Annotated in this window: 25 protein-coding genes; 12 read left to right on the top strand and 13 right to left on the bottom strand. The window is 71.9% G+C overall.

Features of this window, described 5'->3' with window-relative positions; genetic code table 11:
* Positions 1 to 95 precede the first annotated feature (95 nt).
* A complete protein-coding gene (locus I4Q55_RS23755; RefSeq protein ID WP_206790628.1) occupies positions 96 to 1,373 on the top strand; it encodes a glycosyltransferase family 4 protein in 1,278 nt (425 codons plus the stop codon).
* Between the two features lie 12 nt (positions 1,374 to 1,385).
* Here the strand turns inward: I4Q55_RS23755 and I4Q55_RS50210 are convergent, their stop codons facing one another.
* From I4Q55_RS50210 to I4Q55_RS23745, 3 genes are read right to left on the bottom strand one after another with little or no spacing between them, the layout of a single operon-like run.
* Positions 1,386 to 1,514 (bottom strand): hypothetical protein, encoded by a 129-nt coding sequence (locus I4Q55_RS50210; RefSeq protein ID WP_277991952.1) that lies wholly within the window; start codon positions 1,512 to 1,514, stop codon positions 1,386 to 1,388.
* 36 nt (positions 1,515 to 1,550) lie between these two features.
* Positions 1,551 to 2,330, bottom strand: a complete 780-nt coding sequence (locus I4Q55_RS23750) for a class I SAM-dependent methyltransferase (protein WP_206790627.1) — start codon at positions 2,328 to 2,330, stop codon at positions 1,551 to 1,553.
* Positions 2,331 to 2,386: 56 nt separating this feature from the next.
* Entirely contained in the window at positions 2,387 to 2,845 is a 459-nt protein-coding gene (locus I4Q55_RS23745) for a nuclear transport factor 2 family protein (RefSeq protein WP_206790626.1), read from the bottom strand.
* 90 nt (positions 2,846 to 2,935) lie between these two features.
* Between I4Q55_RS23745 and I4Q55_RS23740 the strand changes: the two genes are divergently transcribed.
* The gene (locus I4Q55_RS23740) at positions 2,936 to 3,469 is read left to right on the top strand and encodes a TetR/AcrR family transcriptional regulator (RefSeq protein WP_206790625.1); all 534 of its coding nucleotides are present in this window, start codon (positions 2,936 to 2,938) and stop codon (positions 3,467 to 3,469) included.
* 273 nt (positions 3,470 to 3,742) lie between these two features.
* On the opposite strand, the gene aceB is transcribed toward I4Q55_RS23740, so the two are convergent.
* Positions 3,743 to 5,350 (bottom strand): malate synthase A, encoded by a 1,608-nt coding sequence (gene aceB, locus I4Q55_RS23735; protein WP_206790624.1) that lies wholly within the window; start codon positions 5,348 to 5,350, stop codon positions 3,743 to 3,745.
* Positions 5,351 to 5,438: 88 nt separating this feature from the next.
* Positions 5,439 to 6,719, bottom strand: a complete 1,281-nt coding sequence (aceA, locus tag I4Q55_RS23730; protein ID WP_206790623.1) for an isocitrate lyase — start codon at positions 6,717 to 6,719, stop codon at positions 5,439 to 5,441.
* A gap of 229 nt (positions 6,720 to 6,948) precedes the next feature.
* Between aceA and I4Q55_RS23725 the strand changes: the two genes are divergently transcribed.
* Positions 6,949 to 8,373 carry a short-chain fatty acyl-CoA regulator family protein gene (locus I4Q55_RS23725; RefSeq protein WP_206790622.1) on the top strand — a complete coding sequence of 475 codons (1,425 nt, stop codon included), beginning with the start codon at positions 6,949 to 6,951 and terminating at the stop codon, positions 8,371 to 8,373.
* Here I4Q55_RS23725 and I4Q55_RS23720 read toward each other — a convergent pair whose 3' ends face one another.
* Positions 8,374 to 9,372 (bottom strand): hypothetical protein, encoded by a 999-nt coding sequence (locus tag I4Q55_RS23720; RefSeq protein WP_206790621.1) that lies wholly within the window; start codon positions 9,370 to 9,372, stop codon positions 8,374 to 8,376. It lies immediately after the preceding gene.
* A complete protein-coding gene (locus I4Q55_RS23715) occupies positions 9,369 to 9,860 on the bottom strand; it encodes a SigE family RNA polymerase sigma factor (protein WP_206790620.1) in 492 nt (163 codons plus the stop codon). The genes I4Q55_RS23720 and I4Q55_RS23715 overlap by 4 nt, the downstream gene beginning before the upstream one ends.
* 88 nt (positions 9,861 to 9,948) lie before the next feature.
* Between I4Q55_RS23715 and ilvA the strand changes: the two genes are divergently transcribed.
* Both ilvA and I4Q55_RS23705 read left to right on the top strand, forming a co-directional pair.
* On the top strand, positions 9,949 to 11,205 hold the full coding sequence (gene ilvA, locus I4Q55_RS23710; RefSeq protein ID WP_206790619.1) for a threonine ammonia-lyase IlvA: 1,257 nt from the start codon (positions 9,949 to 9,951) through the stop codon (positions 11,203 to 11,205).
* A 20-nt stretch (positions 11,206 to 11,225) separates the two neighbouring features.
* Entirely contained in the window at positions 11,226 to 11,795 is a 570-nt protein-coding gene (locus I4Q55_RS23705; RefSeq protein WP_206790618.1) for an NADAR family protein, read from the top strand.
* A 9-nt stretch (positions 11,796 to 11,804) separates the two neighbouring features.
* On the opposite strand, the gene I4Q55_RS23700 is transcribed toward I4Q55_RS23705, so the two are convergent.
* The 3 genes from I4Q55_RS23700 to I4Q55_RS23690 all read right to left on the bottom strand — a co-directional run bounded on the left by I4Q55_RS23700 (position 11,805) and on the right by I4Q55_RS23690 (position 14,527).
* On the bottom strand, positions 11,805 to 13,199 hold the full coding sequence (locus I4Q55_RS23700) for an alpha/beta fold hydrolase (protein WP_206790617.1): 1,395 nt from the start codon (positions 13,197 to 13,199) through the stop codon (positions 11,805 to 11,807).
* 135 nt (positions 13,200 to 13,334) lie between these two features.
* Positions 13,335 to 13,727 (bottom strand): DUF6234 family protein, encoded by a 393-nt coding sequence (locus I4Q55_RS23695; protein WP_206790615.1) that lies wholly within the window; start codon positions 13,725 to 13,727, stop codon positions 13,335 to 13,337.
* 44 nt (positions 13,728 to 13,771) lie between these two features.
* Positions 13,772 to 14,527 (bottom strand): acyltransferase, encoded by a 756-nt coding sequence (locus tag I4Q55_RS23690; protein ID WP_091306164.1) that lies wholly within the window; start codon positions 14,525 to 14,527, stop codon positions 13,772 to 13,774.
* Between the two features lie 52 nt (positions 14,528 to 14,579).
* On the opposite strand from I4Q55_RS23690, the gene I4Q55_RS23685 reads away from it, so the two are divergent.
* Both I4Q55_RS23685 and I4Q55_RS23680 read left to right on the top strand, forming a co-directional pair.
* Positions 14,580 to 15,542, top strand: a complete 963-nt coding sequence (locus I4Q55_RS23685) for a nucleoside hydrolase (RefSeq protein ID WP_206790613.1) — start codon at positions 14,580 to 14,582, stop codon at positions 15,540 to 15,542.
* Between the two features lie 83 nt (positions 15,543 to 15,625).
* Entirely contained in the window at positions 15,626 to 16,723 is a 1,098-nt protein-coding gene (locus tag I4Q55_RS23680) for a bifunctional lysozyme/C40 family peptidase (RefSeq protein WP_206790833.1), read from the top strand.
* A 46-nt stretch (positions 16,724 to 16,769) separates the two neighbouring features.
* On the opposite strand, the gene I4Q55_RS23675 is transcribed toward I4Q55_RS23680, so the two are convergent.
* Positions 16,770 to 17,426: a TetR/AcrR family transcriptional regulator gene (locus tag I4Q55_RS23675; RefSeq protein ID WP_206790611.1), complete on the bottom strand. Its 657-nt coding sequence runs from the start codon at positions 17,424 to 17,426 to the stop codon at positions 16,770 to 16,772.
* A 43-nt stretch (positions 17,427 to 17,469) separates the two neighbouring features.
* On the opposite strand from I4Q55_RS23675, the gene I4Q55_RS23670 reads away from it, so the two are divergent.
* Together I4Q55_RS23670 and I4Q55_RS23665 are read left to right on the top strand one after the other, a co-directional pair.
* The gene (locus I4Q55_RS23670; RefSeq protein ID WP_206790609.1) at positions 17,470 to 18,510 is read left to right on the top strand and encodes an SDR family NAD(P)-dependent oxidoreductase; all 1,041 of its coding nucleotides are present in this window, start codon (positions 17,470 to 17,472) and stop codon (positions 18,508 to 18,510) included.
* 207 nt (positions 18,511 to 18,717) lie between these two features.
* Complete coding sequence (locus tag I4Q55_RS23665) at positions 18,718 to 20,160, top strand: FAD-dependent monooxygenase (protein WP_206790608.1); 1,443 nt, start codon at positions 18,718 to 18,720, stop codon at positions 20,158 to 20,160.
* Positions 20,161 to 20,404: 244 nt separating this feature from the next.
* Here the strand turns inward: I4Q55_RS23665 and I4Q55_RS23655 are convergent, their stop codons facing one another.
* Positions 20,405 to 21,226 (bottom strand): MBL fold metallo-hydrolase, encoded by an 822-nt coding sequence (locus I4Q55_RS23655; RefSeq protein ID WP_206790606.1) that lies wholly within the window; start codon positions 21,224 to 21,226, stop codon positions 20,405 to 20,407.
* A gap of 33 nt (positions 21,227 to 21,259) precedes the next feature.
* Positions 21,260 to 22,426, bottom strand: a complete 1,167-nt coding sequence (locus I4Q55_RS23650) for an MFS transporter (RefSeq protein ID WP_206790604.1) — start codon at positions 22,424 to 22,426, stop codon at positions 21,260 to 21,262.
* A gap of 117 nt (positions 22,427 to 22,543) precedes the next feature.
* Here I4Q55_RS23650 and I4Q55_RS23645 point away from each other — a divergent pair, with 117 nt between their 5' ends.
* The 3 genes from I4Q55_RS23645 to I4Q55_RS23635 are packed head-to-tail and all read left to right on the top strand — an operon-like array spanning position 22,544 to position 25,398.
* Positions 22,544 to 23,314, top strand: a complete 771-nt coding sequence (locus I4Q55_RS23645; protein ID WP_206790602.1) for a maleylpyruvate isomerase family mycothiol-dependent enzyme — start codon at positions 22,544 to 22,546, stop codon at positions 23,312 to 23,314.
* A 50-nt stretch (positions 23,315 to 23,364) separates the two neighbouring features.
* Positions 23,365 to 23,940, top strand: a complete 576-nt coding sequence (locus I4Q55_RS23640; RefSeq protein WP_206790600.1) for a PadR family transcriptional regulator — start codon at positions 23,365 to 23,367, stop codon at positions 23,938 to 23,940.
* Between the two features lie 9 nt (positions 23,941 to 23,949).
* Complete coding sequence (locus I4Q55_RS23635; protein ID WP_206790599.1) at positions 23,950 to 25,398, top strand: FAD-dependent monooxygenase; 1,449 nt, start codon at positions 23,950 to 23,952, stop codon at positions 25,396 to 25,398.
* The last annotated feature ends 8 nt before the right edge of the window (positions 25,399 to 25,406 follow it).

Below are 25,406 nucleotides of genomic sequence, written 5' to 3'. Positions count from 1 at the left end.
GAGATCGCCACGCTCGCCAGTGATCGAGGTCACATGTGAACACTTCGCGAGCACGGGCGCGTCGAGGCCTTCTGACTCGCGAGTAACCTCTGCCCATGCGAGTGCTGATGCTGTCCTGGGAGTACCCGCCCGTGGCCATCGGGGGCCTGGCTCGGCACGTCCACGCGCTCGCCACCCACCTCGCCCGCCAGGGCCACGAAGTCGTGGTGCTCTGCCGGCACGCCGCGGGCACCGACGCCGGGACGCATCCCCGCACCGACCGCGTCGTCGAGGGCGTGCGGATCGTCCGGGTCGCCGAAGACCCGATGCACGTGACGTTCGAACGGGACCTCGTCGCCTGGACGCTGGCCATGGGGCATGCCATGATCCGCGCCGCGCAGGACATGCTGCGCACCTGGCAGCCCGACGTCGTCCACGCGCACGACTGGCTGGTCGCCCACCCGGCCATCGCGATCGCCGAGGCCGCGCGCGTGCCATTGGTCGGCACGATCCACGCGACCGAGGCCGGCCGGCACTCCGGCTGGCTGTCGCACCCGCTGAACCAGCAGGTTCACTCGGTCGAGTGGTGGCTGGCCAATCGCGCCGACGCGCTGATCACCTGCTCCCAGGCCATGCGCCGCGAGGTCGCGCACCTCTTCGAGGTCGAGGCGGCCGACGTCACGGTGATCCACAACGGCATCGAGGAGCGCGGCTGGCAGGTGCCCGCGGACGAGATCGCGCGCGCCCGCGAGGTCTACAGCCCCGCCGGTGCGCCGCTGTTGCTCTATTTCGGACGACTCGAGTGGGAGAAGGGCGTGCAGGACCTGCTGGCCGCGCTCCCCCGCATCCGGCGGCGCCACCCGGGCACCCGCGTGGTCGTTGCCGGAAAAGGACGACACTTCGACGAGCTGGTCGAACAGTCGCGGAAGCTGCGGGTACGGCGCGCGGTCGACTTCGTCGGCCACCTCTCCGACCGCGACCTCCGCGCGGCGCTGGCCGCGGCCGACGCCGTGGTGCTGCCCAGCCGGTACGAGCCGTTCGGGATCGTCGCGCTGGAGGCCGCGGCCGCGAAGGCGCCGCTGGTCGCTTCGACGGCCGGCGGGCTCGGCGAGGTCGTCGTGCACGGCGAGACCGGGCTGGCCTTCAGCCCCGGCGATGTCGCGGCCTTGGCCAACGCGGTGACGACGGTGCTCTCAGATGCCGACGCCGCGGCCGAGCGCGCGCGGGCCGCGCAGTCCCGGCTGGCCGCGGACTTCGATTGGGGCCGGATCGCCGAAGCGACCGCCGAGGTCTACCGGCGGGCGAAGCCGGGCGAACCGATCGAGCTGCCCCGGCCGAAGATCGCCACCGGCAACGCCTTTGAACCGGTCCCGGCCGAGATCCCGGAAGTCTAGGTAGCCGGAACCTCAGAACCGGCACGGCCGGACGCAGTCCGGACCGGCCGGGACGGTCGTGGTCGCAATTCCGTCCACGGCGAACGCGAGCGAAAACTCGGCGAAAACGATGGCGACGGCAACTCTCAACCTGATGGTCATGGGGACTCGGGGAACGGCGGCGATCGGCGCCTCGGTTCACCGGGTTCCGGTCAGCAGCCGGACCCGGACGCGTTCCCGCAGCGGACCGTGCGGAGCGACCGCCGCTCGGATGCGTTCAGTGAACGCCGGCCTCGCGTCCGGGCCCGGCAGCTGCTCCGGGCTCATGGCCGAAAAAAGACCACCGGCGATTTCCTCGACGCTGAGCGGCGCGGAGTACTCGACAACCGTCGAGGCCACGGCGTAGCCGGCGGCCGCGAGGGCCTTCGCGTACCGCTCCTGGCTCGCGTCGTCCGTGCCGCAGGTCCGGTGCAGCGGGACGCCGAGGTAGGCGGCGACGACCTCCCGCAGCGCGGCCGACCACGCCGTGTCCTGCAGCCACAGCGGCTCGCCGTTGGTCACCACCGCGACACCGCCGCCGGGACGCAGCAGCGGGCGGACCGCCGCGAACAGCCGCTCGGGGTCCATCCAGTGCAACGCCTGCGCCACCGTCACCACGGCCAGGCGTCCCGGCCCGAGGGCCGACGTCAGCGCGCCGACGTCGGAGTCCGCGCCGAGCAGCCAGCTGACGTTCGGCTCCGTCGTCGCCTGGCGGGCCTGGGCCAGCATCGCCGGTTCCGGGTCCATGCCCAGTACCGCCCCGACGCGCGGAGCCAGGGCCCGGGTGAGCTGGCCGGTGCCGCAGCCGAGGTCGAGAACGACGTCGTCGCGGGTGAGCGCGAACGCCGTCGCCACCTCCTCCGCCACCTCAGGCGGGTAGCCGCGGCGGAACCGCTGGTAGTACTCGCTCACTTCGCCGCCGAACGCCGAGGTCGTCATGGCCCGAGCATGCCCACGGTCCGGAACGGCCGGACGTCGTTCCGCCGAGAGCGGACTCAGAAGATCGGCAACAGCACGCCGTGCTCGGACTCCGGCCGCGGGCCGAAGATGCGGCGGTCGGCTTCGGTGATCGGGACGTCGTTGATGCTCGCTTCGCGGCGGCGCATCAGGCCTTCGTCGCTGAACTCCCACAGCTCGTTGCCGTAGCTGCGGAACCACTGGCCCTCAGCGGTCCGGGACTCGTACTGGAACCGGACGCCGACGCGGTTGCCGCGGAAGCCCCACAGCTCCTTGCGCAGCGCGTAGTCGAGCTCGCGCGCCCACTTCCCGGTCAGGAACTCGACGATCCGGGCGCGTCCGACGACGTATTGGTCGCGATTGCGCCAGACCGAGTCCTCGGTGTACGCGAGCGAGACGCGCTCCGGGTCGCGGGTGTTCCACGCGTCTTCGGCGGCCTGGACCTTCTGCCGGGCGGTGTCCTCGTCGAACGGCGGGAACGGTGGGCGCGGGGTCATGAGAGCTCCTTCCGAACGCGGAGAACGTACGTTCTCCACTGCTCCCGCTAGACTAGAGAACGATCATTCTCAGCGCCAGGGACAGGTGACATGGATTCCACGGAGGCGACCGACCGGCTGCTGGCGGCCGCCGAAGACCTCTTCTACGCCCACGGCGTGCAGGCGGTCGGGATGGACGCCGTCCGCGAACGCTCCGGCGTCTCGCTCAAGCGGCTCTACCAGACCTTCCCGGCGAAGAACGACCTGGTCGAGGCGTACCTGCTTCGCCGCGACGAACGCTGGCGGGGGTCGTTGCGCGATTTCGTCCACGCCCGCGGCGACGACCCGTTGGCCGTGTTCGCGTGGCTGAAGGACTGGTTCGCCGAGCCCGGCTTCCGCGGCTGCGCGTTCATCAACTCCTTCGGCGAGTTCGGCGAGCCCACGCCGGGCATCGCCGCCGCGATCCGCAAGCACAAGGACGAGGTCCGGGCCTACCTCCGTGGTCTCGTTTCCGACCAGAACCTCGCCGACCAGCTGTTCTCGCTCATGGAGGGCGCGACCGTGCTCGCCGCCATCACCGGCGATCCGCGCGAAGCGGAGACGGCCGGCGAGGCGGCGAAGGTCCTGCTGGCCGCGCGGGGGTGAGCGTCAGCCCCGGATCGAGCGCGAGCCGGGTGACGGTCGCCCGGATGGGGCCCCTGTGCGCCTGTTCCGTCGTCGAGGCCGGCGGGCGAGCCTGCACGCGTCGCCGGACGACGGGCCGGCGTTCGTCAAGTGGCGGTTTCGTCTCGCTGACGCACAAATGAACCGGTCCCGGTGGCGGGGAGCCACCGCCACCGGGACCGGTCCGGACCCACACCATCCCAACAGTGTGGAATCCGGCCTCCCCTCGTCAGGTAGGGGAGGCCGGGGCCCCTGCTACCGGGCGTCCGTGAGGTACCGCGCGTAGGCACCCGTGGTGAGGAAGCTCGGCAGCTTCTCGCCCAGCGCGGTTTCGGTGAAGATCTCGTACGCGTCGTCGAGGCGGTTGCCCGCGCCCAGCTCGGCGCGCACCGAGGCGAGTTCGTCGTCCAAGAATTCGACAGCCAGCTCGCGGGTCAGCGCCGTGCCGTCCTCGAGCTTCGTGCCGTTGCGGATCCACTGCCAGACCTGGCAGCGGGCGATCTCCGCGGTGGCCGCGTCCTCCATCAGGTTGTGGATCGCCGCCGCGCCGGTGCCGCGCAGCCACGCGTCGACGTAGCGCAGCGCGACGTTGATGTTCGCGCGCACGCCCGCCTCGGTGACCTCGCCGCCGGCGCTGGCCACGTCGAGCAGGTCCTCGGCGGTGACGTGGACGTCCTCGCGCAGCTTGCCGAGCTGGTTCGGCCAGCCGCCGAGCACGCCGTCGAAGACCTCGCGGCAGATCGGGACCAGGCCGGGGTGCGCGACCCACGAGCCGTCGAAACCGTCGCCGGCCTCGCGTTCCTTGTCCGCGCGGACCTTCTCGACCGCGGTGGCGTTGACCGAAGGGTCCTTGCTCGGGATGAACGCGGCCATGCCGCCGATGGCGTGCGCACCGCGCCGGTGGCAGGTGCGCACGAGCAGCTCGGTGTAGGCCCGCATGAACGGCACGGTCATCGTGACCTGCGCGCGGTCCGGCAGCACGAAGTCGGCGCCGTGCGCGGCGAAGTTCTTGATGAGGCTGAAGATGTAGTCCCAGCGGCCGGCGTTCAGGCCCGCGGCGTGCTCGCGCAGCTCGTAGAGGATTTCGTCCATCTCGAACGCGGCGGTGATCGTCTCGATCAGCACGGTGGCGCGGATCGTGCCGCGCGGGATGCCGAGCTCGCGCTGCGCCAGCAGGAAGACGTCGTTCCACAGGCGCGCTTCGAGGTGGTTCTCCAGCTTCGGCAGGTAGAAGTACGGGCCGGCGCCGCGGGCGAGCAGCTGGCGCGCGTTGTGGAAGAAGTACAGGCCGAAGTCGACCAAGCTCGCCGACACCGGACGGCCGTCGATGCGGATGTGCTTCTCCACCAGGTGCCAGCCGCGGGGCCGCGCGACGATCGTCGCCGGGTCGTCGCCGATCGTGTAGCGCTTGCCCGCCTCGGTCGTGAAGTCGATGTTGCGGCGGATCGCGTCGTACAGGTTGAGCTGGCCGTCGATGACGTTGTGCCACGTCGGCGACGTCGCGTCCTCGAAGTCCGCCAGCCAGACCTTGGCGCCGGAGTTCAGCGCGTTGACCGTCATCTTGCGGTCGGTCGGGCCGGTGATCTCGACGCGGCGGTCCTCCAGGCCCGGCGCGGTCGGGGCGACGTGCCACGACTCGTCGTCGCGGATCCGGCGGGTCTCGGGCAGGAAGCCGAGCGGCTTCTCGCCCGACTGCAGTTCCTCGCGCCGCACGCGGCGGGCGTCGAGCAGCTCGCGCCGGCGACCGGCGAACGTGTTGTCCAGCTTGGCAAGGAAGTCGAGTGCCGCCGGGGTCAGGATCTCCGCGAACCGGCCCTCGACCGGCCCGGTGACCTCGATGCGGTAGTTCAGCCGATCAACCATGGGATGCCTCCACGAGCTGTGCGGGGAAGAAGGGGAGGGTCGCGGCCCGGCGGCGGAGGGGGTTGCCGCCGCCGGGCCGCGGCCGGGATCAGTGGAACTGGGCTTCTTCGGTGGAGCCCTTGAGCGCGGTGGTCGAGCTCTCCGGGTTCAGCGCCGTCGCGACGTTGTCGAAGTAGCCGGTGCCGACCTCGCGCTGGTGCTTGGTGGCGGTGTAGCCACGGCTCTCCGAAGCGAACTCGCGCTCCTGCAGGTCGACGTAGGCGGTCATGCCCTCGCGGGCGTAGCCGTGCGCCAGGTCGAACATCGAGTAGTTCAGGGCGTGGAAGCCGGCCAGCGTGATGAACTGGAACTTGTAGCCCATGTGGCCGAGCTCGCGCTGGAACTTCGCGATCGTGGCGTCGTCCAGGTGCTTCTTCCAGTTGAACGACGGCGAGCAGTTGTAGGCCAGCATCTGGTCCGGGAACTTCGCCTTGATCGCCTCGGCGTACTTGCGCGCCACCTCGAGGTCCGGCTCGGAGGTCTCCATCCAGAGCAGGTCGGCGTACTGGGCGTAGGCCAGGCCGCGCTCGATGCACGGCTCGATGCCGTTGCGGACCTCGTAGAAGCCCTCGGCGGTGCGGCCGCCGGTGAGGAACTGCTGGTCGCGCTCGTCGACGTCGCTGGTCAGCAGCGTCGCGGCCTGGGCGTCGGTGCGGGCGACGACCAGGGTCGGCACGTTCAGCACGTCGGACGCCAGCCGCGCGGCGTTCAGCGTGCGCTCGTGCTGCTTGGTCGGGATGAGGACCTTGCCGCCGAGGTGACCACACTTCTTCTCGGACGCGAGCTGGTCTTCCCAGTGCACACCCGCGGCGCCGGCCGCGATCATGCCCTTCATCAGCTCGAACGCGTTGAGCGGTCCGCCGAAGCCGGCCTCGGCGTCGGCCACGATCGGGGCGTACCAGTCGATGTCGGTAGTGCCCTCGGCCCAGCTGATCTGGTCGGCGCGGCCCAGCGCGTTGTTGATGCGGCGGACCACGGCCGGCACCGAGTTGGCCGGGTAGAGGCTCTGGTCCGGGTAGGTCTGGCCCGACAGGTTGGCGTCGGCCGCGACCTGCCAGCCGGACAGGTAGATCGCCTGCAGACCGGCACGCACCTGCTGGACGGCCTGGTTGCCGGTGAGCGCGCCCAGCGCGTGGATGTAGTCCTCGGTGTGCAGCAGGTCCCACAGCTTCTCCGCGCCGCGGCGGGCCAGGGTGTGCTCCTCGACGACGCTGCCGCGCAGCTTGATCACGTCTTCGGCCGAGTAGGAGCGCTGCACGCCCGCCCAGCGGGGGTCGCTCGCCCACTGCGCGGCCAGCTCCGCGGCCGCCTGCTTGGCCTGTTCCGTCATCGGACTCTCCCGGTGTTGCGAAGTTTGCGATTGCTCGCCTTGCTTGCCATGACCCTGACACGCCAGCGAAAACGCGGTCCAGTTGTCCAATTTGCCAATTTGTGCGAAGGGTCCGTAGGCTCTTTGCAAAGGTTGCGAATCGAGTGGTTCGCAAGTGATCGAAAATCCGCGTTCTTGACCGTTCACGTAACCGTTCAGGACCGGAAACCTTCCGGAAAGGAGGGCACGAATGGAGAAGACTTTCGCCGGCGCGCGGCTGCGGCACCTCCGCGAAAGCCGCTCGATGAGCCAGGCCGATCTCGCTCGTGTGCTGGAGATCTCACCCAGTTACCTCAACCAGATCGAGCACAACTCGCGCCCGCTGACCGTGCCGGTGCTGCTGCGGATCACCCAGGCCTTCGGCGTCGACACCGAGTTCTTCGCCAACAACGACACGTCCCGGCTGGTCGCCGACGTCAAGGAAGCGCTGCTCGACGAGGCCCTCGGCGTCGACGTCACCACGAGCGAGCTCAACGAGCTGGCCACCAACCTGCCCGCCATCGCCCAGGCGCTGGTCAAGCTGCACCGCAGCTACCGCAACGCCGTCGAGAACACCGCCGTGCTGACCACGGAAAACGGCCTCGGCCTGCACGGCAGCGCCGCCGCGCCGCTGCCGCACGAGGAGGTCCGCGACTTCTTCTACGAGCGCGAGAACTACGTCGCCGAGCTGGACGAACGCGCCGAAAGGATGGCCGCCGACATCCCGCTGCAGCGCGGGCAGGTCCTCGGCGCGCTGAAGGAACGGCTGTTCCAGCGCTACGGCGTCGAGGTCACCAGCGAGGGCATCGACGAAGCCGCCGGCCAGCAGCACCGCTACGAGCCGGTGACGCGGGTGCTGCGGCTGGCGCCGAGCCTGCGGGTCGGGCAGCAGGCATTCCGGATGGCTTCGCAGATCGCCCTGCTCGAATACGACGACCTCATCACCGAGCTCGCCGACTCGTGGGCGTTCTCCGGCCCGGCCGCCCGGTCGCTCGCCCGCGTCGGCCTGGCGAACTACTTCGCCGGGGCGCTGATCCTCCCCTACGGCCCGTTCCTGGCCGCGGCCGAGCGCTTCCGCTACGACATCGAGCGGCTGTGCGACCACTACGGCGTCGGCTTCGAGACGGTCTGCCACCGGCTGTCCACGCTGCAGCGGCCCAAGCAGCGCGGGGTGCCGTTCTCGTTCGTGCGGGTGGACCGGGCCGGCAACATGTCGAAGCGGCAGTCGGCGGCCGGGTTCCACTTCTCCCGCGTCGGCGGGGCCTGTCCACTGTGGAACATCTACGAGGCGTTCACCCAGCCGGGCAAGATCCTCACCCAGATCGCCACCCTGCCCGACGGCAAGAGCTACTTCTGGGTCGCGCGCACGGTGTCGCGCAACATCGGCGGCTACGGCAGCCCGGGCAAGACGTTCACCGTCGGGCTCGGCTGCGAACTGCGGCACGCCGGGCGGCTCGTCTACTCGACCGGCCTCGACCTGGACGAGCCCGCCGCGGCGACGCCGATCGGGATGGGGTGCAAGGTCTGCGAACGCCCGGCGTGCTCGCAGCGCGCGTTCCCGACGATCGGCAAGCAGCTCACCGTCGACGAGAACACGAGCACCTTCGTCCCCTACCCGGCGGTGCCCAAGGGCTGATCAGCCGATCACGCGCGTGGTCCACTTCGTCTCGTCCGGGCCGAGCAGCGTGATCCGGCTGAGCAGTTCCTTCGCGGTGACGCCGCCGATCTTCGGCTGGTTGAACGAGACGCAGGCCTGCAGCTCGTTCTTCGTCACGCACTCCGGCTTGCCGAGGCCGTCCGTGGGGCCGCCGGGGGGCGAGACGTTGATCGTCGCCAGCCCGCCCTCCGCCGTGTACTGCAGCACCAGCCGCCACGGGACGCCGTCCTGGTCGGGGCGGCGCTGCAGGTAACCGTCGGTGAGCGAGAACCCGCTCGGCAGGCTGGTGATGTGCAGCGGCAACGGGACCGCGTGGATCCCGACCGTGACGTCGCCGGCGACCCGCGTCAGCACCTGCTGCAGGTCCGGGCCGACGAGGTAGTACGCGTGCAGCTGGGCCCACTTGCCGTCCCGGGTCCGCCAGCGCAGGTAGCTGTCGCCGCGGTTCAGCGGGTCACCGGGGGCGTTCGTGAGCCAGTAGCCGTCCTGGCCGCCGATCCGGACGGGGATCCGCGACGGCTGTCCGCCCAGGTCAGGAGGCACCGGCGGCTCCTGGTCGAAAACCGACAACCAGATCATCGGCGCCAGTTCGCCGTGGCCGATGGCCAGCGTGGTGTCGCCGTGCGCGCCGACGGTGTACTCGATGCCCTTGATCTGCTCCGGCAGCCAGCCGAAGCTCGCCTTCGCCTCCATCGGGTCGGCCACGGGCACCGGCGTGACGGGCGTGATCGGGGCCGACGCGGATCCGGGCCCCGTGGCCGCCGGCGCGATCGCCAGCGGCGGGACCGGCCGGAACAGCGACACCGCCGTCACACCGCCGGCCGTCACGACCGCGGCACAGCCGAGGGCCAGCGCCGTGGTCCGCGCGCGACGACGGCGTCCCCCGATCCGGCGCGCGCGGTCGAGGTCGATCCGCGGCGGCGGGGCCGGCGCTTCGGCCAGTTCCTTCAGCTTGGTGGCCAGCTCGTGGTCGGTCATGCTCGTCCCTCCCGGATCGGTTCCCGCAGTAGCTCGCGAAGCGTGTCCACGGCCTTCGCGGTCTGGCTCTTGACGGTGCCTTCGGAACAGCCCAGCGCCCGCGCGGTCTCCGCGACCGGGAGGTCGCAGAAGTAGCGCAGGACGACGGTCGCGCGCTGCCGGGCCGGCAGCCGCTCCAGCGCGGCCCGCAGGTCGAGGGCCAGTTCGACGTCCGCGCCCGGAGCCGTCGGGTCGTGGTCTTTTTCGCGCAGATCCACCCGCCGCCACCACGACGTCCGCTGTTCGGCCAGGAACGTGTTGACCAGCGTGCGGCGCGCGTAGCCGTCCACGTTGTCGGCGCGGGAGACCCGTGACCAGTGGGCGTAGAGCCGGGTGATCGACGACTGGACCAGGTCGTCGGCCCGGTGCCAGTCGCCGCAGAGCAAGTACGCGACCTTGCGCAGCCACGCCGCCCGCGTGGTCACGTACTCGGTGAATCCGGCGTCCATCGGCGCCCCCCATCTCGTTCGACACCCCTCTGATGCGCCCGGAGGCCCGAACGGTTGCCCGGGACGCGCGAGTCGTAGATTCACCGGGGTGCACGACATCGACACGGTGACCGCGGCGACGATCGAAAAGGCCGCCGAGCGGCTGGCCGGGGTGGTGACCAGGACGCCGCTGGAGCCGAGCGCCCGGCTCTCGTCCCGGGTGGACGCCCAGGTCTGGGTGAAACGCGAGGACCTGCAGACCGTCCGCTCGTACAAGATCCGCGGTGCCTACAACTTCATCGTCCAGCTCGACGAGGACGTCCGCGCGCGAGGCGTCGTCTGCGCCAGCGCCGGCAACCACGCCCAGGGCGTCGCGTACGCGTGCCGCCGGCTCGGCGCCCGCGGCCGCGTGTACGTCCCCGGCACCACGCCGCGCCAGAAGCGCGAACGGATCGCGACGCTCGGCGGCGCGCACATCGAAGTCGTCGTGGTCGGCGAAACGTACGAGGACGCCTTCGCCGCGGCCAACGAAGACGCCCAGCGCACCGGCGCGACCCTGGTCCCGGCGTTCGACGACGTCCGCACCGTCGCCGGCCAGGGCACGGTCGCGTGCGAGGTGATCGAGCAGCTCGGCTTCGTGCCCGACGTCGTGGTCGTCCCGGTCGGCGGCGGCGGGCTGCTCGCCGGGGTCGGCAGCTGGCTGCGCGAGCGGCACCCGGAGGTCCGGATCGTCGGCGTCGAGCCCGCGGGCGCGGCCTGCATGGCGGCCGCCCTCGCGGCGGGGCACCCCGTGCGGCTGCCGGAGCTCGACTCGTTCGTCGACGGCGCCGCCGTGCGCGAGGCCGGCGCGGTCACCTACCCGCTGATCCGCGAGAGCGGCGCCGAGCTGACCGCTGTCGCCGAGGGCGCGGTGTGCACCGAGATGCTGGCGATGTACCAGTCCGACGGGATCATCGCCGAGCCCGCGGGCGCGCTCGCCGCGGCGTCGCTCGGCACGGTCGTCGAGGTCGAGCCCGGCCAGACCGTCGTCTGCCTGGTCTCCGGTGGCAACAACGACGTCAGCCGCTACGGCGAGATCCTCGAACGCTCGCTGATGCACGAAGGGCTGAAGCACTACTTCCTCGTCGGGTTCCCGCAGGAGCCGGGCGCGCTGCGGCGGTTCCTCGAGCAGGTGCTCGGGCCCGAGGACGACATCACGCGCTTCGAGTACGTCAAGCGCACCAACCGCGAGATGGGCCCGGCACTGGTCGGCATCGAAATTGCCCGGCCGGCCGACCTGCCGGGGCTGCTGGCCCGGATGGACGCGAGCCCGCTGCAGGTGGAGCGGATCGAGCCGGGCAGCCCCCTGTTCCACTTCCTGCTCTGAGCGCGTGGTCCACTAGGCGGATGGTGAAGGTCGACGGTGTCCGCAGTGTCGAGGCGTTGCGCGAAAAAGTCCACGAAGGTGCGGAGCCCGAGTACCTGCTGTTCTACGGGCACACGCCCGCGAAGTCCGGCCGGGTGACGGCGAGCTGCCTGAGCCAGTGGTGGCTCGACCCGTTCGAGGCCGACGGCGTCGTCTACCCGACCGCCGAGCACTACATGATGGCGGGCAAGGCGCTGTTGTTCGGTGACGTCGAGAAGGCCGAGCTGATCCGGCAGACGCCCGACCCGAAGACGGCGAAGGTGCTCGGCCGCGAGGTCGCCGGCTTCGACGCCGCGACCTGGGAGGCGCACCGGTTCGACATCGTCGTCGACGGCAACCTGGCCAAGTTCCGCGCCCACCGCGACCTGCGCCGGTTCCTGCTCGGGACCGGGGAGGCGGTGCTCGTCGAGGCGTCCAAGAAGGACCTCGTCTGGGGCACCGGCCTCGCGCGCGAGGAGAAGAACGCGACCAAGCCGGACTACTGGCGCGGGCTGAACCTGCTCGGCTTCGCGCTGATGGAGGTCCGCGACCAGCTGCGGGCGCGCGTCTGAGTCACGGCTTCACGGCGCCGGGACCGGCGCGCCCGCGCACGACGCCGACGTCGTCTTGCCCGTGTCGAAGAAAGTGACCACGGCGTCGGCGCAGGGCAGCGACGACAGCGAACCGTGGGCGTCGTCCTCGACGGTCAGGAGCGTGCCGCCGATCCGCTGCCGCATCGCGAGCGCCCACCCGATGGGCGTGACGGGCTCGTAGCGGTGGCCGGCCAGCTGGAGCGGGCTTGTCCCTTTTTCGAACGACCACGGCCGGGCGGCCAGGGGCCAGCCGACGCAGAGCTGTTCGTAGAAGCCGTAGCCGCCCGCGACCGGAAGGCGCTTCATCCGGTCGAGGCGGTGCTGCCAGACGGTCTCGAAGTCGCGGGGGCTCGGTGACTCGTTGCAGAGCAGCGCCGTCTGCTGGAAGTGGTTGAACGCGTGCGGCTCGCCGTCCCAGGCCAGGCCGCCCGTGGTCGCTTTTCCGGCGACGACCCCGCCGCCGTCGCGGATGGCCGCGAGCTGCTTCGCCAGGCCGGCCCACTCGCGGCGCGGGTTGGCGAGCATGCCGTTGACGGTCGCGCCGTGCTTGTCGCGCAGGTCGAGCAGCGCTTTCGCGACCTCCGGCTCCGTGGTCCCAAATCGGTAAATGGCGTCGTACCTGGCGATCCACGCCGCGAACTCGTGGAAGGTGTTCTCACCCGCGGTCGCCTGGCCGTCGTCCATCGCGGTGACGTTCAGGTCCGGCGGCATGACGGAGTCGAGCAGCATCTTGCCGACGTGGTCGTCGAAGAGCGACCGGTACTGCGCGCCGAGCGCGGTCCCCCACGAGACGCCGTAGTAGCCGATCTTGTCCTCGCCGAGCGCGACGCGGATGCGGTCCAGGTCCCGGGCGATCGTCGGCGCGGTCAGATTCCGGACGAAAGCCGGGTGGGCCTCGACGCACCGGCGGTTCGCCTCGGCGGCGCGTTCGGCGGCCTCGCGGGCCTTCTCCTCGTCGGTGATGCCCGGCTCGGGGAACTCGGTCGGGCACGGCAGGTCGGCGCTGTACCCGACGCCGCGCGGGTCGAAGCCGACGAGGTCGTGGTGGACGCCGAGGCCGCCGGCGTGGCTGTCGGCGATGTCGCCGGGCATGGTGAGGCCGGACTGGCCGGGTCCGCCGGGGTTCAGCAGGATCGCGCCGGTCCGCGTCCCGGTCGCCCGGATCCGGCTGACGGCGATGTCGATCTTTTGACCACCGGGGTCGGCGTAGTCGAGCGGGACCGGGACGAGCGCGCATTCGGTGCGGTGGTCGTCGGGGTCCCAGCCCTTCGCGACAGTGGCGCAGAGCTGCCAGGCGAGCCCGTCCGCGGCGGCGACCGCGGGGACGACGGGGAGCAGCGCCGCGGCGGCGAGCATCGGGACGGCGAACCGGGTGATCGACATGGGCCCCAGGCTGCCGAGACCGGGGCGTGGCGGAGATCGGCCGATCAGCCGAGGATCGCCGCCGAACGGCCGGGAACGAGCGTGGTCGTTTCTCGACCACACGACAAACCGCAGGTCAGCGCGCCACGGCAGGGGTCAGCCGCCCGGGCAGTCGCTGTCGCCGCCGCTGCGCTCGACGCAGTGCCTCGGCTCCGAGGGCGGCGGGCCGGGGTGGGTCCCGGCGCCGGGGTGGGTCCCGGCCCACCAGAGCGCCACCACGGCGACCACGGCGACAGCGATCCCGTAGAACCAGGCCCAGCCCCGGCGCCGCGTGGTCACCGAAACGACCACGCCCACGACCGGGATGCCCGCACCCAGCCAGCTCGCCCACGTGAAGGTCGGACTCGCCGCGGCGGGATCACCGGACCCGAACCCGATGCCGTATGCCGTCAGCGCACCCGTGACGAACATGAGCGGGACGACGATCAGCCAGACGACGGCCGCCAGGGCGAGCAGGATGGACACGACGGCCTCGCGGTACTCCCCCATGCCGCCACTATGCCGCGAAAAGCGACCACGCGGCCTGAGTAGTCCTACTGCTCTCCGAGGGTTTTCTGCAGGGCCTTGTTCGCCTTGCGGGCCATGTCCGCGACGGCCTCGCGACGCGCGGCGTCGGCCGCGTAGTCGTCTTCGCGGTTGCGGACCACGCGGGCCGGCGCGCCGACCGCGATCGAGTAGTCCGGAATGTCACCACGGACGACCGCGTGCGCGCCGAGCACGCTGCCACGGCCGATACGGGTGCCCTTCAGGACGCTGACCTTGGTGCCGAGCCAGGTGTCCGGACCGATCCGGACCGGGGACTTCACGATGCCCTGGTCCTTGATCGGCACGTGGATGTCCGAAATGACGTGATCGAAGTCACAGATGTACACCCAGTCCGCGACCAGGGTGGCCGCGCCGAGCTCGATGTCGAGGTAGCAGTTGATCACGTTCTGGCGGCCGAACACGGACTTGTCGCCGATCCGCAGCGAGCCCTCGTGGCAGCGGATGGCGTTGCCGTCGCCGATGTGGACCCAGCGGCCGATCTCCAGCCGCCCGTAACCAGGGCGGCAGTGGATCTCGACGTTCTTCCCGAGGAAGAGCATCCCCCGCAGGATGATGTGCGGGTTGGCGAGCCGGAACTTGAGCAGCCGGTAGTACCGGACCAGGTACCAGGGCGTGTACGCGCGGTTGCGCAGCACCCAGCGCAGCGAGTCGGCGGTCAGGAACTTGGCCTGCCGCGGGTCCTGCCGGGCGCGGCGCCAGGCCCGCACCCGCGACAGCGCGGGCGCACCCCACATCGACGTCATGCCCGTGACCGTAACCTGTGTGCGGGACGGGTTCGCAGGCAAGGGGAGCGGGATGGGCACGAAGCTGATCATCGACACCGACCCGGGCGTGGACGACGCCTTGGCGATCGCGCTGGCGGCGCTGTCCCCGGACGTCGACCTCCTGGGCGTGACGTCGGTTTTCGGCAACGTCCCTTTGGACCGCACGACGTCGAACGCGCAGCGGCTGCTGGCGCTTTTCGGCCGCGACGACGTGCCGGTGGCCGCCGGGGCGGCGCGGCCGCTCGTCTACTGCAAGCCGCGTGACGCGAAAGAAGTCCACGGCGGCGACGGCCTGTCCGGCCACTCCTACACGCTGCCCGAGGCGAGCCGTCCGCTGGAGGAGCGGGACGCCGTCCGGCTGATGCTCGACCTCCTCGAGGCCGCCGACGAGCCGGTGACCATCGCCCCGATCGGGCCGCTGACGAACGTCGCCGCGCTGCTCGCGGCGCACCCGGGCGCGGCGGCCAAGATCGCCCGGCTGGTGATCATGGGCGGCGGCGTGACGTTCGGCAACAGCACGACCGCCGCCGAGTTCAACATCTGGAGCGACCCCGAGGCGGCCCGGCGGGTGCTGGTCGAGGAGGACGTCCCGGTCGTGCTGGTGCCGCTGGACCTCACGCACCGCTGCGCCGTCGACGGCGAGTGGCTGGCGAAGCTCGCGGCGTCGGGGCCGATCGGCGCGACCCTCGAAGGGCTGACGTCGACCTACCGGCAGCACTACACGCGCGTGTTCGGTGAAGACCGGATGGTCATGCACGACGCCGTCGCGGTCGCCGAGGCGATTTCGCCCGGGATCCTGCGCACCGAGACCTACCGGGTCGACGTCGACTGCGGCCTCGGCCCTGCGCGTGGTCAAACCCTGGTCGACCGGCGGCGGCTGGGCGAGGACGATCCGCAGTTCACCCCCGGCCGCCCGATCGAGGTCGCCATGGACACCGACCTCGACGGCCTGCGCGGCTTCGTGCTCGACCGGCTCACGGGGGCGGCCCGGTGAGCGAGGAGCCCGAGGTCGTCCCGGCCGACACACCCGACACACCCGAGTCGCCCGAACCGCCCGCACCCCGCCGCCGGACGCCGTTGGTCGTGATCGCGGCCGTGGTCGTCGTCGCGGGTGCCCTGGTGGCCGGCATCCTGCTCGCGCCGGAGCAGCAGGAGACCACGAACGCCGCCGCGACGGTCACCCCGGCGTCGTCGCCGTCGCCGACGCCCTCGAAGCCGCCGACGACCACGCCGCCGCAGACCTCGACGCCGCCGAAGGTGCCCGAAGCGAGCGAGTTCGACGCCTGGGCGTCCAAGACCAGCCAGTGGCTCGACGTCCCGCTGCGCGCGATGGTCGGCTACGCGAAGGCGACGACGAAACTGAGCAAGGACATCCCCGGGTGCCACCTTTCGTGGGTCACGCTGGCCGCGGTCGGAAAAGTGACCACGGACCACGGCCGGGCGCGGGGCGGGCAGTTCGGCACCACCGGGGTCATGGACAAGCCGCTCGGCACGATCGAGGTGCGCGACTTCTACAACAAGATCGTCTCGACGGCGAACGCCGCCGGGCCGATGCAGCTGTCCCCGGCGATCTGGGGCAAGTACCAGGCGAGCGCGTCCGGCGGGAAGCCCGATGTCCAAAACATCGACGACGCCGCGCTGACCACCGGCCGCGCGCTGTGCGCCGACGGCCACGACCTGTCCCAGGGCCAGGTGTGGTGGGACTCGGTCGGCACGCTGCAGCCGGCGCCGCTGTTCCTGCACCGGACGCTGGCCACGGTCAACGTCTACGGCACGGTCGGCCAGGGCTCGGCGGCGCCGAACCCGGCGGTGCTGAGCGCGGTGAACTTCGCGATCGACAAGATCGGCCTCCCCTACATCTGGGGCGGCAACGGCACCGGCGGCAACGACCCGGGCTTCGACTGCTCGGGCCTGACGACGGCGGCGTACGGCAGCGCCGGGATCAAGCTGATGCGCACGGCCGACACGCAGTTCCGCAGCGTGCCGCACGTGACCGACCCCCAGCTGGGCGACCTGATCTTCTACGGCGAGCCGGCGACGAAGATCCACCACGTCGGTCTCTACATCGGCAACCAGCAGATGATCGACGCGCCGCAGACCGGCCAGGCGGTCCAGGTCCATTCGTACCGCCGGCCCGGCGACGACTACGCGGGAGCCGGCCGCCCGACGGCCTGAGCCGCGGTTTGCGTTCCGTTCGCGGCCGCGCCGGTCGGCGCCAGGCTCACGATCGTCGTGGCGTGGCGCCCGCGGTGTGCCCGGCGTCGTGCTCGTCGAGCGATTCGATGTGGCGCAGGGCGATCTCGGCCGCGTGGTGCATGACGGCGCGGGTCCGTTCGGGTGGCTCGCCGAGCCGGAGGCTGGCGACGGCGGCGGCGCTGACGGCGCCCGTCAGCGCACCGACGAGGCCTGCCGCGGTGACGTCGTCGAGGGTGTCCGGGTAGGCCTCGCGCAGTGCCGCGGCGATGCGGGTCTGCGCGGTGAACAGGCTGTGCAGTACGCGGGCCTGAACGGCGGGTGTGGTGACCACGAGCCGGGCGCGGATCGCCGCCAGCCCGTTCGGCAGGTCGCCGCCGGCGGCATTGTCGATCATGCGGTTCGCCGCCTCGGCCAGGACCTCGCGCAGCGGCGCGCCGGGTCGCCGTTCCTCGATGGCCCGCACGGCTTGGTCGATCCTCGTGCCGCCGTCGGCCAGCAGCACGTCCTCCTTGGTGGCGAAGTGCAGGAAGTACGTGCGCTTGCTGACGTCGGCGGCTTCCGCGATGTCGGCCACGCTCGTCTGCTCGTAGCCCCGTTCGGTGAACAGGCGGACGGCCGCGTCCACCAGAGCCTGCCGGGTGAGCTGCTTCTTGCGTTCACGACGTCCCAGTTCGCCTGTCACAGAGGGAAGACTAGTGCACCGCGTAACTCAATTCACTCAGTGAATGAGTACACTGAGTGCATCAATGCTCGGCGAGACGGCGCCGAGCGCGGAGAGAGGTGTCGCGATGGGCGAGCTGACCGGACGGACGGTGTTGATCACCGGTGCCGGGCGCGGGATCGGCCGGGCGGAAGCGCTGTACCTGGCGGCCCGCGGTGCGAACGTGGTCGTGAACGACCCTGGCGTGGAGATCGACGGCCGCGGCGGCGACGAGGGTGTCGCCTCCGCGGTGGTCGCCGAGATCCGCGCGCGAGGCGGGCGGGCGGTGGCCGACACCGGCAGCGTCGCCGACTGGGCGGACGCCCGGCGCATGGTCGAGCTGGCCGTCGCCGAGTTCGGCGATCTGCACGCGGTGGTCAACAACGCCACCATCGAGGTCAACAAAGGGCTCGAGCGCCTGACCGAAGCGGAGTTCGACGACGTTGTGGCGGTCAAGCTGAAAGGGTCCTTCGCGGTCAGCCGCTGGGCCGCGGCCTACTGGCGCGAACAGGTGGACGCGGGCAAGCGCGCCGGCCGCGCCATCGTCAACACCGCTTCCGGCTCCGGCCTGCTCAACCCGCTGCCGACGCAGACGAACTACGCGGCGGCCAACGCCGGAGTCGCGGCCATGACAACCGTGCACGCCCTGGAACTGCGGCGGCTGGGGGTCCGGGTGAACTGCGTCAGCCCGTCGATGGTGCGCACCCGGCTGACGACCGCCGTCCCCGGCATGGACCGGACGGCGCCGGAGGGGCACCCGGACCCGAAGGACCCTGCCGTGGTCGCCCCGCTCGTCGCGTACCTGGTCAGCGAGGGATGTCCCGTGACCGGACAGGTCCTGTCGGTGCGCGGCGGCTCGATCGCGGTCAACCACGGCTGGACGCAGGGCGCGCGGATCGACAAGGACGGGGAGCTCTGGACGCTTCCCGAGCTCGCGGAGAACCTGGCCGCGCTGCCGCTGGAGGAACCGTTCGACCGGCTGGCGACCGCACTCGGCGGCGCCTTGGGCAGCCAGGGCCGCGCCGAATTCGAGGCGATGGTCAACGCGGAACTCGACAGGACCTGAGCAGCACAGCCCGCGAGGCCGGCCGCCGGGAAAGGAGTGGACGGGGTCACGCCCGGGCTTGTAGCTTGCCCGGGACCGTGACACCGCCCGAGGAGGTGAGACCCATGAACGCTGGATCGACGTGGGTGCTCCCCCGCCAGTCACGGCCGGGCGATTGACGCAGGTGTCGCCGGGAGCGCCCCCAGGCACTCCCGAAAGGCACCACCCATGGACTTCACCACCGAGCCGTTCGACGTCATCATCGCCGGCTGCGGGCCGACCGGTGCGACGCTGGCCGCCGAGCTGCGGCTGCACGACGTGCGGGTGCTCGTCCTCGAACAGGACACCGAGCCCGCGTCGTTCGTCCGGATCGTCGGCCTGCACATCCGCAGCCTCGAACTGATGGCGATGCGCGGCCTGCTGGACCGCCTCCGCGCCCACGGACGGCAGCGGCCGGCCGGCGGATTCTTCGCCGCGATCCCCAAGCCCGCGCCCCGGGACCTCGGCTCCGCGCACGCCTACCTGCTGGGCATCCCGCAGCCGGTCGTCGTCCGGCTCCTCGAAGACCACGCGATCCAGCTGGGCGCCGATGTCCGGCGCGGCGTCGCCGTGGTCGATTTCGAGCAAGACGACGAGGGCGTGACCGTCGAGGCGGCCGACGGCGAACGGCTGCGTGCCCGCTACCTCGTCGGCTGTGACGGCGCGCGCAGCACGGTGCGCAAGCTGAGCGGCGTCGGCTTCCCCGGCGAGCCTTCGCGGACCGAGACGCTGATGGGCGAAATGGCCGCGGCGGCGCCGCCGGCGGAGATCGCCGCCAAGGTGGCCGAGGTCGGCGAGCTCCACCGGCCGTTCTGGCTCCGGCCCTTCGGCGAAGGCGTCTACAGCGTCGTCGTCCCGGCCGCGGGCGTCGGCGATCGCGCGACGCCACCGACCCTGGACGATTTTCGGCAACAACTGCGTGCCCTCGCCGGAACCGACTTCGGCGTGCACTCCCCGCGCTGGTTGTCGCGCTTCGGCGACGCCACCCGGCTCGCCGAGCGGTACCGCGCCGGGCGGGTGCTGCTGGCCGGCGACGCGGCGCACATCCACCCGCCCCTCGGCGGCCAGGGCCTCAACCTGGGCGTCCAGGACGCCTTCAACCTCGGCTGGAAACTGGCCGGGCGGATCCGCGGCTGGGCGCCCGGTCCCCTGCTGGACACCTACCAGGCCGAACGCCGTCCGGTCGCCGAGGCCGTCCTCGACAACACCCGGGCGCAGCTGGAGCTGTCGTCGCCCGGACCGGGCCCGCGGGCCGTGCGCCGGCTGCTCACCGAACTGATGGACTTCGACGAGGTCAACCGCCACCTGATCGGGAAGATCACCGCGATCGATCTTCGGTATGATTTCGGCGAAGGCCCCGACTTGCTCGGCCGCCGCATGCGCGACATCGACGTGCGGCACGGCCGCCTCTACGACCGGCTGCACCGCGGCCGTGGTCTGCTGCTGGACCGCACCGGACGCCTGACCGCCGAAGGCTGGGCCGGCCGCGTCGACCACCTCACCGACCCGGCCGCGGCCCTCGACGTCCCGGCGATCCTGCTGCGCCCGGACGGCTACGTCGCCTGGGCCGGCGACGACCAGCGGGACCTGGACGACCACCTGACCCGCTGGTTCGGCTCACCGCTCCGGTGAGGCCGCGTGGACGGCGTCGCGGCGGGCCGGCTCGAGCCGGAGGTCTCCCGCGGCGACGTTGTCCGCCGAACGACCAGGGGTGCCGGCGCCGGGGATGACCAGCACGTGCGGTCCTCGCCGTAAGCCCGGCGAACGCCTGGTCGTTTCGCGGCAACCGCATCGCGCCGAAGCCGATGCGGTCGACCGTCAGGTCGCCGAACGTCCAGGTGCCTGCCGTCTCCGAGGTCGCCGGTGGATCACCGGCTCAGCCGAGGTGGTCGTTCGCCCCGCTCACCCAGGCGATGTAGCGCTCCGCTGACCGGCGCACCGCGCCCTTGGCGTCCCCGAGGACCTTGCCGCCGAGGAGGCTGTAGAGCCGGTCGAACTCGTACGGCTCGAGCCGGTCCACGATCCGCCGCACCAGGCCCGCGGAGAGCGGGATCCGGTTGGGGTAGCTGCGCATGAACGTCACCCACCCCTCGGCCGCCACCGGGATCATGGTGTCGCCGACCAGTAGGGCACCGCCGGTGTCGTTCTCGACGTGGGCGACCGCGGCGCCGGGGAAGTGTCCGCCGGCCTCGACGAGCGTCACCCCGGGCAGGATCCGCTCGGTGCCGGCCCACTCCCGGATCACGGCGTCCTCCCGCTGCACCCACCGCCGGTCGGCGGCGTGGACGAGGACGGGGGCGTCCCCGAGCCGATGGCTCCAGCTGACCTGCGAGCCGTACATGTGCGGGTGGCTGGCCACGATCACCGCGACCCCGCCGAGTTCTTCGAGCTTCGCCGCCAGCGCCGGGTCGAGGTGGTTCGGCGGGTCCCACAGCAGGTTGCCGCCGGAGGTCTGGACCAGGTGCGTCCACTGGCCGATCCCGAACTCCGGTTCGCGGTGGAACCCGTGCAGGCCCGGTTCCAGCTCCCGGTGCACCGTTTCGTGGACCTCGGCCGCGAGCTTGTCCAGGGTCGTCCACACCTGTCCCGAGGCGGGCACCCACTGCCGGTCGTCGGCGCAGATCGCGCAGTCGACGGCGGGTGGCCGTTCGGTGTCGGGGTGTTCGACCCCGCAGGTTCCGCAGATCCAGATCGTCATGCCGTCAGTCTTGAAGCTCGACCTTGGTGGAGGTCAAGGGGCGTCGACCTGGTGTGAAGTCGCCTCCCGCACCCGCAGCGAGGGCGCGAGGAAGACGATCGCGAAGGTGACCACGACCGCCGACGACAGGGCCCAGTGCAGGCCGACACGGGTGGCGAGCGCCCCGACCAGCACCGGCTCCACCAGGAACCCCAGGTACCCGCAGGCCGCGACGGCGGCGACCGCCCGGGCCGGCGCGTCCGCCTGCTTCCGGCTCGCCACGCTCCAGGCGATCGGCACGATCCCGGCCACGCCGAGCCCGACGACCGCGAAACCGAACACCGCCGCGACCGGCCAGGGCACGGCGAGGACCACGGCGAACCCCAGCACCGCGACCGTGGCCGCGACCCGGACGAAACCGACCGCACCCGTCCGCGCCACCACGCGGTCGGCGACCAGGCGGACCGCGATCATCGTCCCCGAAAAGGCGAAGTAGCCGAGCGAGGCCAGCGCGGGCGTCGCGCCGGTGACGTCGGCGAGGTACACCGCGCTCCAGCTGTTGACCGCGCCCTCGGCGACGAAGCCGCAGAAGGCGATCACGCCCAGCGGCACCAGCGCCCGGCTCGGCCACGCGAACGCCGGGCCGCCCTGGCCGCGGTCGGCGCCGTCGAGGAACCGGGTGCGCGCCGCCCACAGCGCGAGCGCCAGCAGCGCCGCGCCGGCGACCGGGAAGTGCACGGTCACCGGGACTCGCGCGGCTTCCAGCAGCGCGTCGGCGCCCGAGCCCGCGAGGCCGCCGATGTTCCAGAAGGCGTGGAAGCCGGCGAAGATCGGGCGGCCGTAGCCCTCCTCGACGCGGGCCGCGTGCGCGTTCATCGCGACGTCGAGCAGGCTGTTGCCCACCCCGAGCACGACGAGCGCGGCGCAGAACGCCGGCGCCGACCACGCGAGCGCCACCAGCGGCAGCCCCGCGCACAGCACGACGGCGCCGAGCACGACAGCCGCCCGGCTGCCGATCCGGGTGAGCAGCGCGCCCGCGCCCAGCAGCGCCAGCACCGAACCGGCGGCGAGCCCGAACAGGCCGGTCGCCAGCTCGCCCGTGCTCAGCCCCAGCCGTTCCTGCACCGCGGGCACCCGGGCCAGCCAGGTCGCGAACGCGGCACCGCACACCGCGAACACGACGGAAACGCCCACCCGAGCCCGCTTCAGCTCCCCAGTCACCCCGCCACCCTACGGATCTTGGACGCGGGCTTCCTCGTTGTCCAGGTACGAGGAGGTCGTCTTCGGGGCAGCCGATCATGACCCCACGGCCGCCGTCATCCGGCCTACGGTGGCGGGGTGAAGTCTCTGAGCCACGACCGGCTGGCCGGCGCCCTCGTCACCGAAGCTGACCTGTTCGGCGCGGCGATCGACGGCGCCGATCCGGACCTGCGCGTCCCGACGTGTCCGGAGTGGACACTGCGGGACCTGACCTGCCACGTCGGCGTCGCCTACCACAAGTCCGCCGCGATCATCGCGAGCAGGCCCACGGGCTACGTGCCGTTCGAGGCCGTCACGATCGACGACCCGCCCGCGTTCGAGGCCCTCGGCGCCTGGTTGCGCGACGGCGCGGAGCGGCTCGTCGCCGCTGTCACCGAGGTCGGCCCCGAGACCCCGACCTCGACGTGGACGCCCGACCGGCGCGCCGGGTTCTGGACGCGGCGGCTCACCCACGAAACGGTCGTCCACCGCGCGGACGCCGCCTTCGCGACGGGCACGCCCTACGACGTCGCCGCCGATCTCGCCGCGGACGGGATTGCCGAGGGCCTGGGCCTGGTCGCCGTCTTCTCGCGGCAGCAGCACCCGGCCCTGGACCGGACGGCGTTGCGGGGCACCGGCGAGACGCTGCTGTTCCACGCCACCGAACCCGAGGCCGGCTGGCTGGCCCGGCGGACGCCGTCGGGGGTCGAGGTCAGCGAGGAAAGCGGCGAAGCCGACGTCGTCGTCGAGGGTCGCGCCGCCGACCTGCTCCTCGCGCTCACCGGGCGCGTCGCCGCGGACGACCCGCGGCTCGCGGTGTCCGGCGACGCGGCGCTGTTCACCCACTGGCTGGCGAACACGCGCTTCTAGCCGGCTTGACGGCGGTCGTATAGTCGGTTCCGACTAATAGGGAGCGACTAGTGCCGCCACGCAAGATCCGCAACACCCTCGCGCTGGCCCTGCTCGGCCTGCTGCTGGAACGCCCGATGCACCCGTACGAAATGGCGTCCACGCTGCGCGAGCGCTACAAGGACTCGACGTTCAAGATCAACCCGGGCTCGCTCTACGACACCGTGGAGTCGCTGGCGAAGCACCGCTGGATCGAGCCCGTCGAGACGGTCCGGGAGGGCAACCGGCCGGAGCGGACCGTCTACGCGCACACCGAGCTCGGCCGCCAGGAGTTCGTCGCCTGGCTCGACGAGCTGGTCCGCGAGCCGGTCGCGGAGTACGCGAAGTTCGTCGCGGCGGTCAGCTACCTCGGCGCACTCGGCCCGGAGCGGGCCGCCGACGCGCTGGAGGAACGCGTCCGCCACCTCGCCGAACGCATCGACGGCGCCGGCACCGCGCTGGCGGAAACCGTCGGCAAGGGCATGCCGCGGCTGTTCATGATCGAAGTCGAGTTCGCCCAGCACGCCTGGCGCGCGGAGCTCGACTGGGCGCGCCGCACGGCCGCCGAAATCCGGTCCGGCTCCCTGCCGTGGCCCGAAAACTTCTGAGGGGAAACCATGTCCGATGTCCTCGTCGCCGGCGCCGGTCCGGCCGGCCTGCTGCTCGCCGCGGAGCTCGCGCTGGCGGGCGTCCGCACCACGATCGTCGAACGGCTGCCGGAGCGTCCGCCGTACTGCCGCGGCTTCAACCTCAACGCGCGGGCGCTGGATCTGCTGGCCCGCCGCGGCCTGGCCGAGGGGCTGGTGGCCGAGGGGCACCGGGTGCCGCACGCACCGGCCACCGGCCTGCCCGGCCCGCTCCTGCTCGACGGCACGGCGACCGATCACCCGTTCTCGCTGGGCATCCCGCAAACGCGCGTCGAAGAGGTCCTGGAGGCACGAGCGCTCGAGCTCGGCGTCGAAATCCTGCGCGGCCACGAGCTGCGGTCGTTCACGCAGTCCGCGGACGACGTCACCGCGCTGATCCACAATGGACGTACCGAAAGGACGATCAACGCCCGCTTCCTCGCCGGTTGCGACGGCGGCCGCAGCACGGTGCGCAAGCAGGCGGGAATCGATTTCCCGGGGGTGGCCGCGCGCTGGTACGCACTGCTCGGCGACGTCGAATGCGAGCTGCCGTACGGACCTTCGACGGGGCCGGACGGGCGGAGCGTGTTCGTCATCCCGCGGCCCGGGTACGTCCGGATCGTGGTCCGCGAGGACGACCCGCCGCCGGACAAGGACACGCCGATCACGCTGGAACGCCTGCAGGAGCAGGTGGAGGCAGTCCTCGGCCGGCACGTCGAGCTGCGCGCACCCCGCTGGCTGAGCAGGTTCGGCAACGCGGCGCGCCTGGCATCGCGGTACCGCGAAGGCCGGGTGCTGCTGGCGGGCGACGCGGCCCACATCCACCCGCCGGCCGGGGCGATCGGCGTGAACGTCGCCCTCGACGACGCGTTCAACCTGGGCTGGAAGCTGGCGGCAACGGTGCGCGGAACGGCGCCGGAGGGCCTCCTGGACACCTACCACGCCGAGCGCCACGCGGCGGGTGCCCGGATCCTGGCGAACACGCAGGCGCAGGTGGCGCTGGAGGAAGCGGGCGCCGAGCCGTGGGCGGACCTGATGCGCCGCGTGGCCGCGCACCCGGCGGGGAACCGGGCACTGGCGGAGATCATCACGGGACTGGACGCGTGTTACGAGCCGGGCGGACACGCGTGGCTGGGCAGGCTGGCGCCGGACGTGCCGCTGCGGGTGCCGGGAGCGGAGACGCACTTGGCGGAGTTGCTGCACACCGGACGGCCGGTGCTGGTGGACCTGACTTCGTCGGGGACGTTCGCCGCGTGGTCGGCGGGGGTTGCGGTGGTTGCCGCGGTATCGTCCACTTCGGACACTGCCGGGGTGGATGCGGTGCTGCTGCGGCCGGACGGGCACGTCGCCTGGGTGGGCACGCCGGGCTCCGGCGATGCGGGGCTGGCCGAGGCGGTGCACCGGTGGGTCGGCGATGTTCCGGTGCCCGCCGGGGCGTGACCAAAGGG

Origin of the sequence: Amycolatopsis sp. MtRt-6 (assembly GCF_017308975.1) — a bacterium.
Classification (GTDB): domain Bacteria; phylum Actinomycetota; class Actinomycetes; order Mycobacteriales; family Pseudonocardiaceae; genus Amycolatopsis.
The sequence above is the reverse complement of the archived record's forward strand: the minus strand, read 5'-3'. Positions and strand labels throughout refer to the sequence as shown.